The organism is Natronoarchaeum rubrum (assembly GCF_024494695.1).
Map to the genome: position 1 here is coordinate 380442 of NZ_JANHDP010000002.1, position 14237 is coordinate 394678.

Annotated in this window: 14 protein-coding genes; 4 read left to right on the plus strand and 10 right to left on the minus strand. The window is 67.7% G+C overall.

Annotated features, from left to right (window positions below; translation table 11 throughout):
* Positions 1–38: 38 nt before the first annotated feature.
* Positions 39–3293: a carbamoyl-phosphate synthase large subunit gene (gene carB, locus NO931_RS06095; RefSeq protein ID WP_256391745.1), complete on the minus strand. Its 3255-nt coding sequence runs from the start codon at positions 3291–3293 to the stop codon at positions 39–41.
* A gap of 207 nt (positions 3294–3500) precedes the next feature.
* Between carB and NO931_RS06100 the strand changes: the two genes are divergently transcribed.
* Complete coding sequence (locus NO931_RS06100) at positions 3501–3998, plus strand: hypothetical protein (RefSeq protein ID WP_256391746.1); 498 nt, start codon at positions 3501–3503, stop codon at positions 3996–3998.
* A gap of 57 nt (positions 3999–4055) precedes the next feature.
* On the plus strand, positions 4056–4610 hold the full coding sequence (locus NO931_RS06105) for a class I SAM-dependent methyltransferase (RefSeq protein WP_256391747.1): 555 nt from the start codon (positions 4056–4058) through the stop codon (positions 4608–4610).
* A gap of 47 nt (positions 4611–4657) precedes the next feature.
* Here NO931_RS06105 and NO931_RS06110 read toward each other — a convergent pair whose 3' ends face one another.
* The 6 genes from NO931_RS06110 to NO931_RS06135 all read right to left on the minus strand — a co-directional run bounded on the left by NO931_RS06110 (position 4658) and on the right by NO931_RS06135 (position 8404).
* Positions 4658–4870 (minus strand): hypothetical protein, encoded by a 213-nt coding sequence (locus tag NO931_RS06110; protein WP_256391748.1) that lies wholly within the window; start codon positions 4868–4870, stop codon positions 4658–4660.
* Positions 4871–4970: 100 nt separating this feature from the next.
* Positions 4971–5504, minus strand: a complete 534-nt coding sequence (locus NO931_RS06115) for a DUF5815 family protein (protein ID WP_256391749.1) — start codon at positions 5502–5504, stop codon at positions 4971–4973.
* A gap of 65 nt (positions 5505–5569) precedes the next feature.
* The gene (locus NO931_RS06120) at positions 5570–6766 is read right to left on the minus strand and encodes an ATP-binding protein (RefSeq protein ID WP_256391750.1); all 1197 of its coding nucleotides are present in this window, start codon (positions 6764–6766) and stop codon (positions 5570–5572) included.
* A 219-nt stretch (positions 6767–6985) separates the two neighbouring features.
* Positions 6986–7303 carry a hypothetical protein gene (locus NO931_RS06125; RefSeq protein ID WP_256391751.1) on the minus strand — a complete coding sequence of 106 codons (318 nt, stop codon included), beginning with the start codon at positions 7301–7303 and terminating at the stop codon, positions 6986–6988.
* 24 nt (positions 7304–7327) lie between these two features.
* Positions 7328–7753: a hypothetical protein gene (locus tag NO931_RS06130; RefSeq protein ID WP_256391752.1), complete on the minus strand. Its 426-nt coding sequence runs from the start codon at positions 7751–7753 to the stop codon at positions 7328–7330.
* Between the two features lie 24 nt (positions 7754–7777).
* Positions 7778–8404, minus strand: coding sequence for a twin-arginine translocation signal domain-containing protein (locus NO931_RS06135; RefSeq protein ID WP_256391753.1), 627 nt, complete (start codon positions 8402–8404; stop codon positions 7778–7780).
* Positions 8405–9117: 713 nt separating this feature from the next.
* Here NO931_RS06135 and NO931_RS06140 point away from each other — a divergent pair.
* Positions 9118–11010, plus strand: a complete 1893-nt coding sequence (locus tag NO931_RS06140; protein WP_256391754.1) for a heme-binding protein — start codon at positions 9118–9120, stop codon at positions 11008–11010.
* Between the two features lie 3 nt (positions 11011–11013).
* Here NO931_RS06140 and NO931_RS06145 read toward each other — a convergent pair whose 3' ends face one another.
* The 3 genes from NO931_RS06145 to NO931_RS06155 all read right to left on the minus strand — a co-directional run bounded on the left by NO931_RS06145 (position 11014) and on the right by NO931_RS06155 (position 13172).
* Positions 11014–11226 carry an HVO_2922 family protein gene (locus NO931_RS06145; protein WP_375142035.1) on the minus strand — a complete coding sequence of 71 codons (213 nt, stop codon included), beginning with the start codon at positions 11224–11226 and terminating at the stop codon, positions 11014–11016.
* A gap of 146 nt (positions 11227–11372) precedes the next feature.
* The gene (locus NO931_RS06150; protein ID WP_256391755.1) at positions 11373–11846 is read right to left on the minus strand and encodes a TRAM domain-containing protein; all 474 of its coding nucleotides are present in this window, start codon (positions 11844–11846) and stop codon (positions 11373–11375) included.
* Positions 11847–11936: 90 nt separating this feature from the next.
* Entirely contained in the window at positions 11937–13172 is a 1236-nt protein-coding gene (locus tag NO931_RS06155) for a S1C family serine protease (protein ID WP_256391756.1), read from the minus strand.
* A gap of 147 nt (positions 13173–13319) precedes the next feature.
* On the opposite strand from NO931_RS06155, the gene NO931_RS06160 reads away from it, so the two are divergent.
* Positions 13320–14195, plus strand: coding sequence for an EamA family transporter (locus tag NO931_RS06160; protein ID WP_256391757.1), 876 nt, complete (start codon positions 13320–13322; stop codon positions 14193–14195).
* Positions 14196–14237: the final 42 nt, after the last annotated feature.

The window sequence follows — 14237 nt, forward strand, 5'->3', positions numbered from 1 at the left end:
GACGACGGAAGAAATGACGACGAACCGCTACGGCCGTCCTACTCGCCTTTCGGCTGGCCCCAGAACTCCTGCATCTTGGGGCGCTCGTCGACCGGCGCGACGTCGATCGACTCGTCCTTGTGCTGGCGGGCTTCGAGTGCCGCCTCGGCGGAGGCCTGCGTCGAGAAGTACGTGATCTCCTCCTCGACGGCCGTCTCCAGCAGGTCGCGGTCGCGAGAGACGATCAGGTCGACCTCGCCGCGCTTGACGGCGTCTTCGAGGTCGACGGCCTCGCAGAGGTCGTAGTACTCGGTGAATCCTTCGACCAGTTCCTCGCCGGCCTCGGTGCCGGGGTCGGGGAACTCCTCGGCCGACAGGTCGACGACGACGGTGCCGTCCTCGGGGATCGGCTTGCCGACTGAGTCCTGGGCCTTGTCGTAGGCCTTGCCGAACGTGCTGGCGGTGCCCATGACCTCGCCGGTCGATTTCATCTCCGGGCCGAGGCGCGGGTCCGAGCCCGGCAGGCGGTCGAACGGCAGGACGACCTCTTTGATCGAGGTCTGCTGTGGCACCTGTTCCTCGACGTCGAGCTCGTCGAGCGAGGCGCCGGCCATCACCTTCGCGGCGAGCTTGGCGATCGGCACGCCGGTCGCCTTCGAGATGAACGGCACGGTGCGCGAGGAGCGCGGGTTGGCTTCGAGCACGTACACCTCCTCGTCCTTGACGGCGAGCTGGACGTTCAGCAGGCCGACGGTGTCGAGCGCCGCGGCGATATCCTCGGCGACCTCGCGGACCCGGCGGTTGACGTCGCGGCCCAGCGAGCGCGGCGGGATCATGCAGGCGGAGTCGCCCGAGTGGACGCCCGCGGTCTCCACGTGCTCCATGATGCCGCCGATCAGCACGTCGTCGCCGTCCGCGACGGCGTCGACGTCCAGTTCGACGGCGTCTTCGAGGAAGTCGTCGACGAGGATCGGCTTGTCCGGCGCGACCCGGACGGCCTCCTCGATGTACTCCTCGAGTTCGGCGTCGTCGTAGACGACGTCCATCGCGCGCCCGCCCAGCACGTAGGAGGGGCGGACGAGCACGGGGTAGCCGATGTCGTGGGCGAGTTCGAGCGCCTCCTCCTTGCTGAAGGCGGTGCCGCCCTCGGGCTGGGCGATGCCCAGCTCGTCCATCAGCTCGTTGAAGCGGTCGCGGTCCTCCGCGAGGTCCATCGCCTCGACGGTGGTGCCCATGATTTCGCAGTCGAGCTCGCGGCGCTGGAGTTCCTCTTCGAGCGGTTCGCCGATATTCACCGAGGTCTGGCCGCCGAACTGCACCATCACGCCGTCGGCGCCGGTCGCCTCGATCACGTCGGCGACCTCCTCGGCGGTGATGGGCTCGAAGAACAGCCCGTCGGAGGTGTCGTAGTCGGTCGAGACCGTCTCTGGGTTGTTGTTGACGACGTGGGCGTCGATGCCGGCCTCGCGGAGCGCGCGCACCGCGTGGACCGAGCAGTAGTCGAACTCGACGCCCTGCCCGATGCGGATCGGGCCGCCGCCGACGACCACGACGCTCTCGGCGTCGCGGTCGACTTTCACCTCGTCGGTGAGCCGACTCTGGCCTTTGCTGGCGGCCGCCTGGCGCGCCGAGTAGTAGTACGGCGTCGAGGCGGCGAACTCGCCGGCGCAGGTGTCGACCTGCTTGAACGAGCGGTCGGGCGTCGAGGCCTCGACGGCGTCGATCTCCCCGCCGTCGGCGCGGGGCAGGCTGGAGGCCTCGCTGGCCTCGACGCCGGCGGCGATCTGGCCGTCGGTGAACCCGCGCTGGGCGGCGTCGTCGAACTCACCGTCCTGCGCGGCCTCGGCGGCCTCGGCGACGTTCTGGTAGCGCTCGACGTACCACTCGTAGATGTTCGTGAAGTCGACGACTTCCTCGACCGTGTAGCCGCGCTCGAACGCCTCGAACATCGCGTAGGGGCGATCCGGCGTCGGCGTCTCCAGGTAGTCCGCTTCGAGCTCCTCGTCGGAGATCTCGTCCCAGTCGGCCTCGGGCTCGTACTCGCTGGAGCGCAGCGCCTTCAACAGCGACTCCTCGAACGTTCGGCCGATCGCCATCGCTTCGCCCGTCGACTTCATGGCGGTGCCCAGCTCGAACTCGACGTCGTCGAACTTGTCTTTGGGCCAGCGGGGCACCTTGGTGACGATGTAGTCGATCGCGGGCTCGAAGGCGGCGGTCGTCTCGCCGGTGATCTCGTTTTCGATCTCGTGGAGCCGCTTGCCGAGCGCGACCTTCGCGGTGACGCGGGCGATCGGGTAGCCCGTCGCCTTCGACGCCAGCGCCGACGAGCGGGAGACGCGGGGGTTGACTTCGACGACGCGGTACTCGCCGCCGGGCGTGCCGTCGTCGCGCCAGGCGAACTGGATGTTACAGCCGCCCTGGATGCCCAGGTCGCGGATCACCTTCAGCGCGGAGTCGCGCATCTCCTGGTGGCCCTCGTCGGGGATGACCTGCGAGGGCGTTACGACCGTGGACTCCCCGGTGTGGATCCCCATCGGGTCGATGTTCTCCATGTTGCAGATGATGATACAGGAGTTGTCGGCGTCCCGCATCACCTCGTACTCCAGCTCGACCCAGCCGGCGATGGATTCGGTGATCAGCACCTCGTCGTTGCGCGAGAGGCGCAGCCCCTTGCGGACGCGCTCGACGAGCTCGTCGAACTCGTCGACGACGCCCGAGCCCGAGCCGCCGAGCGTGTACGTCGTCCGGGCGATCACGGGCAGCCCGCCGACGTGATCGACGGCGTCCTGCACGCGCTCTTCGAGGTCTGCCTCGGTCAGCTCGGCGACCGCCTCGTCCTCGTCGAGGTCGATCGTCGTCGAGCGGGCGACCGGCTCGTCGAGGTCCTCCATGCGCTGGCGGAACAGCTCGCGGTCCTCGGTCGCGTAGATGGTGTCCAGCGGCGTCCCCATGATCTCGACGTCGTGCTCCTCGAGGACGCCCTCCTCGGCCAGCTCCGCGGTGACGTTCAGGCCGGTCTGCCCCCCGAGACCGGCGATGACGCCGTCGGGCTGTTCTTTCCGGATGACCTCGGCGATCGCCTCGGTGGTGATCGGCTCGATGTAGACCTCGTCGGCCATCTCCGGATCGGTCATGATCGTCGCCGGGTTGGAGTTGACCAGCACGACTTCCGCGCCCTCCTCTTGCAGGGCGCGACAGGCCTGGGCGCCCGAGTAGTCGAACTCCGCGGCCTGCCCGATCTGGATCGGGCCGCTCCCGATGAGCAGGATCTTGCGGTCTTCCTCCGCCGGGTCGGTTGTCCCGTCGCTCGTCATTTCTATCTACTCGGAATCCGCACATCGTAATAAGCCCGGCGATAGATTACGAAGAGCGAAATGGAATTTCGAAATTCGTATCTCAGCGAGCGGGTTCAGGGGAACCCTGGCTCTCAGGTCGTCTGCCCCGCATACGAGCGCGTTTACCGCGCCGGGTACGCATCGAGTCTGGTACATTTTTGACATTGCGGGACGAACTTTAGTCGCATGGGCGCGTCCGAGTATACGGACGAGGAGTACGAGACCCTCCAGACCAGCAAGCGAGAGATCGCCGGCAACGAGGAGCCCGCCCGGATCGTCGACGTCCGCGTCGGCGCCAGCACCGCCCGCCTGACACTCGAGTTCGACTGGAAGGACGGTCGCGAAATCGCCGAGTTCGACCTCGATAGCGAGCGCGACGTGATGGAACTGAAGACGCTGGCCCGCGGCCTCGGCTACGACTACGACCACCTCCCCTACCTAGAGGGCGAGACGGTCACCGCGGTCTACCTCGACGGCGAGTGGGTGCCCGCGGCCACGCTCCCCGACACCGGGCAGGACGTCTTCGGGGACGTGCCGGCGAGTCGGCCCACCCCACTCTCGAGGGCCTACCGGGCCGCGACGGGCCGCGTCGGCGATCTCTCGACCAACAAGCTTCTCATCGCGGTGATCGTTTTCAAAAAGCTCCTGATCGCGAGCGCGGTCGTCTACCTGCTCGTCGCCTGATCGACTCGTTCGCCCGTACGCGAGGGGTAAAGCGGCTCCGGATCGTACGTCCGTGCGATGGGCTTTCACACGTTTGATCCGGCGGGCGCGGACCGCCTCGACGACCCCTCGCGCTTTCGCTTTTGCTCTCGCGAGGAACTGCTCGCGGCGCTCGATCCCGATCCCTCGGCGACGGTCGCCGACCTCGGCAGCGGCACCGGCTTCTACACCGACGAGGTCGCGCCGTTCGTCGACAAGCTGTACGGCGTCGACGTGCAATCGGAGATGCACGAGCGCTACCGCGAGAACGGCGTCCCCGAGGCCGTCGAACTCGTCACCGCGAACGTCGAGGAGCTTCCGTTCGCTGATGACGATCTCGACGCCGCGTTCTCGACGATGACGTTCCACGAGTTCGCGAGCGACGCCGCGCTCGCCGAGATCCGGCGCGTCCTGACACCCGACGGCCGGCTCGTGACGGTCGACTGGTCGGCGTCGGGCGACGGCGACGCGGGGCCGCCGGTGGCGGAACGCTACGACGCCGCCGACGCGGCGTCGCTGCTGGAGGACGCCGGCTTTTCGATAGCGCGGGTCGACGAACGCCCGGAAACGCTGCTGGTCGTCGCGACGGCGTAGCGTCGACGAGCGATCGCGCCGATCGCCGTTGCGTCGGAGAAGACCGATTACAGTTCGTACCGGTAGGGCTGGCCCCGGTGGACCTCGACCTCGCCGCGCTCGGCCTCTCGTCCGAGCACCGTCGCGATCCGGTGGGTGCTCTCGAACTCCTCGTCGCGCTCGTCGAGCAACCGCAGGATCTCACGGGCCGTCATCGGTTCGTCGACGTCCGCGTCGTCGAGTGCGTCCTTGATGCGCTCGTACTCCCCCCGAGCGTGCATAAGTCGTGTTCGAATATTGTTGGCGCTCGCTCATAAACGTATGTCGTACGCGCGTCAGACGCGCCGCATCCGACGGATTTTCGAGCGACCAGTCGACGGCCTACAGGGCGGCGTCGTGCTCGCTCTCGAAGTCTCGTTGCGCCCGGTACTGTTCGACGAACTCGGCGACGTCGAACTCCAACATCTGCTCTTCGAACTCCGAGGCCGCGGCGTCGCTGTCGGCGTGGCTGATCGCGTGGTCCATCAATTCGACGAGCAGTTCGACGACGATCTCGTGGAGGCGTCGGGAGTCGAAGTCGGTCACCCACAGCAGTCCGTAGCCGACGTTGCCGTCGTCGCTCTTGTCGGCGCTTTCGATCTGCTCGGGGAACTCCTCCATCACGACACCCATGACGTGTGGCGTCCCGAACTCCTCGAACTCGTCGTCGGTTTCGATCGTTTCCCGCAGCATCTCGACGAGCGACTCGGGGACGAACCGCGACGGCGGGTGGACGTCCATCACGACCGCGTGCGAGTCCCCGCAGTCGCAGTCGTACTCCCGCACGCCGAGGTCCAGCGCCCGCGGATCGACCGACTCGCCGCAGGGCAGCGACAGCTCGTCGCTCGCTCCGCCCGGGACGCGCGGCTCAGGCATGCACGAGCGTTGGCGGTCGGGCCGAATAAACTCCGCGTCTCGGGACGGCTCGCGCGGAGCGACGGTCAGGCCTTCGCCTGGCGGCGCTCCGCGCTGGCGTCCGCGGTCTCGCCGCCGTCGTCGGGCGTCCGGGGATCGGCCGCCAGCGGGAGCTCGACGACGAACGTCGTCCCGTCCGGCCCGGTCTCGGCGATCTCGATCGCGCCGTCGTAGCGCCGCACCAGCGTGTCCACGATAACGAGCCCCAGCCCGTGGTCGGGGCTTCCGCTGCTCTCGGGTTCGAACGGTGCGTCGCGCTTCTCAGCCGGCATCCCCGGGCCGTTGTCCGCGACCCTGACCGTCGCCGTGTTCCCCGCCGACTCGACGGTGACGGACACCCGCGGCGTCGCGCCGTCGTTGTGCTCGACCGCGTTCGAGAGCAGGTTCGCGAACGCTCGCTTGAGCAGCGGATCCGCACGCACGGTGAGCCGCTCGGGCGCCGACAGCTCGGCCTCGACGCGGTCGTATCGGCGCCGAAGCTTCCGCAACTCGTCGGTCAGCAGCGCGTTCAGGTCGACGGGTTCGAGGTCTGCAGTGTGTTTCGCCGCGTCGAGCAGGATGCGCACGTCCTGTACCGTACAGGTCAGCTCCTCGGTCTCGCTGCGGATGATCTCGACGTGTTCGCGGGCCGTATCTCCGAGGTCGTGGCTCTCGACGAGCGCGGCGTACCCGTCGATGACGTTCGCGGTGTTCAACACCTCGTGGCGCAGCAAGCTGTTGAGATAATCGAGCAGTTCGCGGCGCTCCCGCAGTTCCTCGGCGCGTACGGAGGCGCGCTGGGCGGCCAGCTCGCGCTCGATGGCGCGCGCCTCGAAGACGCCGATGAGCAGTCCGGTCCCGCACCCGAGGCAGACCGCCCACCGGAGCCAGCCGATCAACACCGCGATCGTCGCCGGCGGCATCGCCGCCATCAGTCCGGAATTCACGAGCACGAACACGGCGCCGCCGCCGACGCACCACCAGCCGACGCGGCCGTACCGTTCGACGGAGAGATCGGAGTGCCGGAGCCAGTACCCCCCGATCGCGAGCCCGGCGACGAACGGGATCGAACTGGCGACGCCCACGAGGAATACGGGATCGAGAGGGTTCGGACCGAGTACGACGTTGCTCATCTCACCGACCAGCAGCGTCGCGAGCAGGACGCCGAGGCCGAACAGGGCACGAGGCAGTCGCTCAGTCGTGGCCCCGGCGTTTGATCCCGGCTCGTCGGACGTGCTAGTCACTTGGACTCCACCGTACGTTTGTATCGTTACCCTCTCCGAGCCGATAAGATTCTATCGGCCAACCGGCTCGCCGAGACGAGTCGTTCGACCGGATGTCGAGGCGCTCGACGCCGCCGCTACTCGGTCGAGGTCCTGCGGGACGGCCACTTTCGATCGACCAGTGACACGGTACGTCGGATCCTGAAAAATCGAGGTGTCGGCGTCGTCAGTCTCCCGCGACTACGACACGGAGGTCTCGACGAGGTTGAGGTCGGTGCTGAAGTAGCTCGCGTTCTCGCCGAACTCCACCGAGTCGTCCTGCTCGACGCTGCTCGTCGTGAACATGTACGCGTAGATCGAGCTGTCCTCCAGCTCGTAGCTCACGACGTAGCCGTTGTAGTCGCTGGGGTTATCGATCTCGGGGATGCCTTCGTCGTCGGGGCCGTCGAGGATGTTGACGGTCGTGGATTGCTGGAGCTGCGTCGTGACGTTGGCCGTCACTCCCGGATAGAAGTCGTAGGCGAACAGTATCGCCGTTTGATTGTCTTGTTGGACCATTGGTTGTTGCGTGATTCGGTATCGTTAGTTGCCGGACTCGTTACCGCCGCCGGTCATCCCGCCGTCGGATTCGTTGCCGCCGGTGGCGCCGCCGTCACCGCCTGGGGTGTCGTTCCCTCCTCCACCGCCGCCGGGCGACGCTGACGTCTCGACGAGGTTCAGATCGGTGCTGAAGTAGCTCGCCTGATCGCCGAAGGTGAGGGTGTCGTCCTGCTGGACGTTGCCCGTCGTGAACATGTACGCGTATATCGAGTTCCCTTCGAGGTCGTAGCTCACGACGTAGCCGTTGTAGTCGGAGGGGTTGTCGATCTCGGGGATGCCCTCGTCCTCCGGGCCGTCGAGGATGTTGACCGTCGTCGACTGCTGGAGCTGCGTCGTGACGTCGAAGCTCACTCCCGGATAGTAATCGTACGCGAACACGATCGCCGTCTGACTGTCTTGTTGGACCATTGCTAGTTGCGTGGTTCTGCGAGATTAGTTGCCGCCACCGCCGCCGGTTTGGTTGCCACTGCCACCGCCGTTTCCGCCGCCACCGCCGCCGGTCATCCCGCCGTCGGATTCGTTGCCTCCACCGGTGGCGCCGCCGTTGCCGCCGTTACCGCCGTTACCGCCGTTGCCACCGTTGCCGCCGTTACCGCCCCCTCCGCCGCTGCTCTCTGCCGACGACTCGATCAGGTTCAGGTCGGTGCTGAAGTAGCTCGCCTGATCCTGGCTGAACATGTACATCGAGTCGGTCTGGAGCTGTTGCGTCGAGAAGGCAAACGAGTACGTCGGCGTGTCGCCGACGTCGTAGTGGATCACGTACCCGTTGTAGTCGCTGGGGTTGTCGATCTCGGGGATGCCGTCGTCGTCGGGGCCGTTGAGAATGTCCACGGTGACGGACTCCTGGAGCGAGGCATCGACCATGAAGTCGACGCCGGGGTAGAAGTCGTACGCGAACGCGAGGGCGGTCCCCCCGTCCTGTCCGCCACCATCTTGCTGTGCTGAGACGACACTGCCGGCTCCGAGTCCGCCGATCGCACCGGCCGCGCCGACTGCTTTCACGAAGTCGCGGCGGTTCGGACCCAGATAGCTCTGTTCGTTGCTGTTTTCTTCGGTCATCGTTGGTCACACCCCTGTGAGGGCAAGCAGTACCAGAACTCGCAAGGGTAAATACCGAAAACACCGTTTACGGGGGTATCGGGCGTCTATAACGGGATGCGTGTTCGTTAGGATCGACGGGGACGACTCGACCGACCGAGCCGACGCCGCATTTCGAGCGTTCCGTGCGACTACAGGACTCGCTATCGGTCACCCTGCGTGACTCTCTGTAATCCAGTGAGGTACGGCGGTGCCGAGTCCGCACCCGGTCCGGGTCGATCACGATTTACGGCGAGATTCGCGCGAGTGCGTAGATCGATATCCGACCGGTAGGTTCGGTTGGGGCTCGGTTTGCGTGACGTTTCGTCGCTCTATCTCGGAAGCCGTTCGAGTAGTGTTGGTCTCGTGCTCACTTCCGTCGGACTACGTGTCGCAGCGCTTGTTTCACCATCTCCCGGAACTCTCGGTCCTCCGGCATCTCTGTGAGGATGATACGGGTGACACTCTCGAGCCGTGACCCGTTCGTGGAGTTCCACGGCGCATCCGTGATCGACCGTGATAGCTGCCGACGGCGGGGGTCTCGTCGCCGTCTCCGGCACCGCCGTGTACCGCCCGCCAGACGTAGCTCTCGTGCGGTGCCGGCACCCCGGGAGGCCCCGCTCTACGGGCGCCTCCCGACACGGGGCGATCGCCAAACGGTAACTCACTTACCCGGCCCGTCCCAACCCGCCCGCATGGAACGACGGGAGCCACCACAGACCGACGAGGGCTGGTACGTCCTCCACGACCTGCGGACGATCGACTGGGACGCCTGGCGCGGGGCGTCCGAGCGCGACCGCGAACTGGCGATCGACGACGGCGTCGAGTTCCTCGAAGCGGCTGCGAATCTTGATGACGCCGATGCGGGCGCCTCCGCGGTGTTCAGCGTGTTCGGCCACGAGGCCGACCTCCTGATTCTGCACCTGCGGCCGACGATCCGCGAACTCGACACCCTCGAACGCCGGTTCGAGCAGACCGCGTTCGCCGAGTTCACCGAGCGCACGAACTCCTATCTCTCGGTGACCGAGGCGTCGGGCTACACCGGCGCCGAGGCGTACTTCGACCCCGAGCAGGAGGCCGACCCGGGCATCACGAACTACATCGAGTCGCGGCTCTACCCCGACCTGCCCGACGCCGAGTTCGTCAGCTTCTACCCGATGGACAAGCGCCGCCAGCCCGAGCAGAACTGGTACGACCTGTCCTTCGAGGACCGCGCCGACCTGATGTCGGGCCACGGTGACATCGGCAGGGAGTACGCCGGCAAGGTCAGCCAGATCATCTCCGGCAGCGTCGGCCTCGACGACTTCGAGTGGGGCGTCACGCTCTTTGCCGACGATCCCACCGACGTCAAGGACCTGCTCTACGAGATGCGCTTCGACCCCTCCTCCTCGAAGTACGCCGAGTTCGGCCCGTTCTTCTCGGGCCGGCGCTTCCCGCCGAGCGATCTGGAAGCGCTGCTCGCCGGCGAGTCGATCCCGACCGACGAGGACGCGTTCGGCGACGACGCCACCGCCGCCGGCGACGAGGACCTGCTCGCGGAACTGGAGCGCTTCGGCGTCGACGTCGACGCCGCGCCCGCCGGCGCGAACGGGCTGGTGTTTTCGTCCGAGGCCGACGTCGAGACCGTCCGCGACGAGGTCGAGGGCCTGCGCGGGAACTTCGAGCACTACGACACGCACGTGCTGACCGAGGTGTACGAGGACGGGGACGGCGCGGCGATCGTCAGCGTCTGGGAAACCGAGAGCGCCGCCGACACCGCCGCCGGATTCCTCGAAGAGCTGCCGGGCGTCACCGACTACCGGCAGGGGTCGCTCGGCGGCGACGCCGACGGTGGGGCCGCAGAGAGCGACGCCGGCCACCGCGACGCCGAGGGCGGACGCCCTCACGGCGACGACGCGGCGGCCCACGGCGACGATAGCGGGAGCGCGCCCACATCCCACGGCAGCGACGGCGAGGCCGACCTCCGCGAGGAACTGGAGGAACGTGGGATCTACGGCGGCCAGCCCCACGGCGAGGACGTGTACGCACTCGTGCTCTACTCCGAGGCCGATCCCGAGGAGCTCTCGGAGGAAGTCGAGAGCCTGAGCGACGGCTTCGACCGCTACGACTCCCACGTCAAGACCGCGGTCTACGAGGCGCCCGGCGAGGACGCCCATCCGGCGGTCGTCAGCCTCTGGGGGACCGAGAGCGCGGCCGGGACCGCCGGCGGCTACCTCGAAGATCTGCCGGGGATCGTCCGACAGGCCGGGGACGACGGGGCGGCGACTGCCGCCGATGACGAGTCGGCGGCGACCGAGGGTGACTCCGGATTCGGCACGATGGGGATGTTCTACACGGTCAAGCCGGAGCACCGCGAGGACTTCGTCGAGAAGTTCGACACCGTCGGCGGCCTGCTCGCCGACATGGAGGGCCACCTCCAGACGGATCTCTACGCGAACCGCGAGGACGAGAACGACATGTTCATCGCCAGCCGCTGGGAGTCCCGCGAGGACTGCATGGACTTTTTCCGCAGCGACGCGTTCGTCGACACCGTCGACTGGGGCCGGGACGTGCTCGCCGACCGCCCGCGGCACGTGTTCCTCGCCTGAGGCCTACCCGAGGTCCTCGATCGGCGCCGCCGCGGCGTTTCGCTTGACGCTGCGAACACCTTTCTTCGCGTTCGCCTTCGAGGTGTACCCCTCGCCGGAGTCGGCGATCACGTTGCCGTTGTCGTGGACAAGCCGCCAGCGCCACTCGTCGGCCCGGTCACGGTACAGTTCGAACGTCGCTTTCGACGCGTCGGCGTCCGGAGTCGAATCGGTCACGTCGCTGGCTACGGGCGCCGTCCGTATCAATATCCTGGCGCTTCCGGAGTCCGAGCGACAGCGTACGGACGCATGGCGGCGAAACGCGACTGCGAAGTAAAAGAAAGCGGCGGCTGTCCAGGCCGGCGGGACGGGCCGGAGCGACCCTACGAGCCCCAGAAGTTGTCGCGGCTGCCGAGACGCTCGCGGTCGGGGCCGCGGCCGTCGCTGTCGTCCTCGTCGCCGTCTTCGACGTCGGCGTCAGCGTCGTCCCCGTCCTCGATGTCGGCGTCTTCGAGATCCTCGTCCATCGGGAGGCGCTCTAACTCCTCGGCGCGGGCGTGGTTCGAGTGGACTTCCGTGATCTCGACCCGCGCTCGGGCGTCGGGCAGCACGCCGTCGACCATCACGATGAACCCGTCCTCGGTCCGGCCGACGCCGGCGCCGCTCTCGTGGATGTCGGTCACGTCGACGACGACCTCCTCTTTTTGCTTGACGGGCTGGGTTTTCAGATCGCTGATGGGCTGGCTGTAGTGTTTACACCACTCCTTGCCGCCCCGGTCCCCGTAGTGTTGGCATCCCATGCCTTCGATGCGCTCCGAGAAGCTCGGACAGTCGTCCGCCAGTGGACAGTCGGCCATGCTATGGGGTATTCGACCCCCGAAGTAAACGCTTGCGACTGGTTGGGCCGCCCTCGGCGAGCCCCGCTCGTCGACGGCCGCGCGACGGCGTCACCCCGGCAGACCACCAGTCGGTGGCCCGGTCGGCCCGCTCGCGGGCGCCGGCCGCTCGTCGAGCGTCACTTCGATCTCCTGACGCTCGCCGTCGCGAAGCACGGTCAGCGTCACATTCTCGCCGGGACTGGTCTCGGTGACGAGATACGAGGAGAGCTCCTCGCCCGAGGTCACCGGTTGGCCGTCGATCGCGACGATCACGTCGCCCCCGACCGGCACGGAGAACCCGCCGGCGGTCTCGTTCTCGCCCGCTTCCTGCAGGGCGTCGGCCGCCGGGCTCCCCTCGGCGGTCCGGACGACGTACAGCCCTTCGGTCGCGTTCAGGTCGTTGGCTTCGGCGATCGGCGGCGTGACCGGCGTCGCGGCGACGCCGAGATACGCGTACTCGTACTCGCCGTCCTCGATCAGCGCGGGGACGACCCGATCGATCAGCGTCGCCGACACCGAGAAGCCGATGTTCTCGGCGCCCTGGGCCGCGATGCCGGCGGTGTTGACGCCGACGACGGTGCCGTCACAGGTCACCAGCGGGCCGCCGCTGTTGCCCGGGCTGATCGGCGCGTCGGTCTGGACGACGTTGGGCACGGCGTACCCGCGCGTCGTCGGCATCGACCGGTTGACGCCGCTGACGATCCCGTGGGTGATCGTCTCGTCGAGGCCGAAGGGGTTGCCCAGCGCCGCGACGGCGGTGCCGGGATCGGCCGGCTCGTCGGCGACCGGCAGCGCCTCCGCGGCGTCGGGCGTCTCGTCGATTCGGATCACCGCGAGATCCGAGAGCTCGTCGCGCCCGACCACCTCGCCGGTCCGGGACTCGCCGTCGGCGAGCTGGACGACGACTTCGTCCGAGTCGCCGACGACGTGAGCGTTCGTGACGACGTAGCCCGTCCCGCTCTCGTCGGTCTGGTAGACGAATCCGGAGCCGATCCCGGCGTCCGTCTGGACCGAGACGACCGAGTCGATCGTCCGGTCGTACAGGGCCGCGTAGTCACAGCTCTCGGGCGACTGGCCCCCGGTCGTCGCGCCGTTCGCGCTCTCGTTCGTTCCGTTCGCGCTCGCCGTTCCGGCGTCGCTGTCGTTCGGCCCGCTCTCGTTCGCCTGGAGCGCGGCCTGATCGACCGCATCCGCCTGGTCTCCGCTCGGTGCACCACCGTTCGTCGGCGCCGCGATCGTGCCCGCCGCCACCGTCCCGACGACGACGAGCAGCGCGACGCCGAGCGCAAAGCGTCCCTGACCCATGCGTATCGGGGTACCACGGTCCCGCTGAAAGGGAATGCTGCCGGGCCGTTGCCGGTTGTCTGGATCGTCCCCTCGATCGGTTGCCAGTCGACCCGTCGCGGGCAGAACCAGCGGGTTCAAGTCGATTCCGCGGGTCGCTCAGAGCGGATGGAACTCGGGCTCGGCTACGCGCTGCTCGCGGCGTTCGTCTGGGGCGGCTACCTGTTCGGACTCAAACAGTACTTCGAGGGGTACCCCGCGACGACGCTGACGGTCTGCGTCAACGCTTTCGCGATCGCGTTCTACCTTCCGGTGACCCTGCGGGCGCTCGCGAACGGCGCCGGAACGGCGTTCGCGAGCCTGAGCGCGCTCGACGCCGGCGTCGTCGCGCTGACGATCTGCGCGACGGCGGCCGCGTTCGTCCTCTTTTTGCACGCCATCGCGGCGGGCGACGTCTCCTACGTCACGCCGATCAACAAGATCGTTCCCGCGCTGGTCGTGCCGATCGAGGTGCTCGTCCTCGGCGAGGTGCTGACGCCGATACAGCTCGTCGGCGTCGTCGTCGCGACTTCGGCGATCTACGTGGCGAACTACCGCGCCGGCGGGCTGCTCGACCCGTTCCGGCGGATCGTCCGCTCGCGCCCGGCCCAGCTCGCGCTGCTGTCGGCAGCGCTGTACGCCGTCAGCGACGTCGGAAAGCGCGTCGCCCTGCAGGAACTCGGCATCCCGACCGCGCTGTGGGTGCCGGTGTTGCTCGCCGGCATCCTGCTGGTGTTGCTGGTGCCCGGGGTCAGGGATCGGCCCGACGAGTTGCGCGCCGACGTTCCGAAGTTCGCCGCCGCGGGCGCGTTCGTCGCGACGGGCGAGCACGTCACCTCGCTGGCCTTCTCGCTGGTGCCCGCCAGCGTCGCGTCGCCGATCGTCAACACGCAGGCGATCCTCGTCGTCCTGCTCGGCGGCGTCGTGCTCGGCGAGGACCACTTCCGCGTGCGAATCCTCGCGGCGGTGCTGGCGGTCGCCGGCGTGACGCTGATCGCGCTCTGATCGCGGGTGCCTGTCTCGGGAGCGTCGACAGGCTGATGTGAC

Bases quoted from the DNA above. Each gene is read 5' to 3' on its own strand.
- NO931_RS06140 (WP_256391754.1), top strand. From the start codon at position 9,118: ATGGAACGACGGGAGCCACCACAGACCGACGAGGGCTGGTACGTCCTC.
- NO931_RS06105 (WP_256391747.1), top strand. From the start codon at position 4,056: ATGGGCTTTCACACGTTTGATCCGGCGGGCGCGGACCGCCTCGACGAC.
- NO931_RS06125 (WP_256391751.1), bottom strand. From the start codon at position 7,303: ATGGTCCAACAAGACAATCAAACGGCGATACTGTTCGCCTACGACTTC.
- NO931_RS06135 (WP_256391753.1), bottom strand. From the start codon at position 8,404: ATGACCGAAGAAAACAGCAACGAACAGAGCTATCTGGGTCCGAACCGC.
- carB (WP_256391745.1), bottom strand. From the start codon at position 3,293: ATGACGAGCGACGGGACAACCGACCCGGCGGAGGAAGACCGCAAGATC.
- NO931_RS06130 (WP_256391752.1), bottom strand. From the start codon at position 7,753: ATGGTCCAACAAGACAGTCAGACGGCGATCGTGTTCGCGTACGATTAC.
- NO931_RS06155 (WP_256391756.1), bottom strand. From the start codon at position 13,172: ATGGGTCAGGGACGCTTTGCGCTCGGCGTCGCGCTGCTCGTCGTCGTC.
- NO931_RS06115 (WP_256391749.1), bottom strand. From the start codon at position 5,504: ATGCCTGAGCCGCGCGTCCCGGGCGGAGCGAGCGACGAGCTGTCGCTG.
- NO931_RS06160 (WP_256391757.1), top strand. From the start codon at position 13,320: ATGGAACTCGGGCTCGGCTACGCGCTGCTCGCGGCGTTCGTCTGGGGC.
- NO931_RS06150 (WP_256391755.1), bottom strand. From the start codon at position 11,846: ATGGCCGACTGTCCACTGGCGGACGACTGTCCGAGCTTCTCGGAGCGC.
- NO931_RS06100 (WP_256391746.1), top strand. From the start codon at position 3,501: ATGGGCGCGTCCGAGTATACGGACGAGGAGTACGAGACCCTCCAGACC.
- NO931_RS06110 (WP_256391748.1), bottom strand. From the start codon at position 4,870: ATGCACGCTCGGGGGGAGTACGAGCGCATCAAGGACGCACTCGACGAC.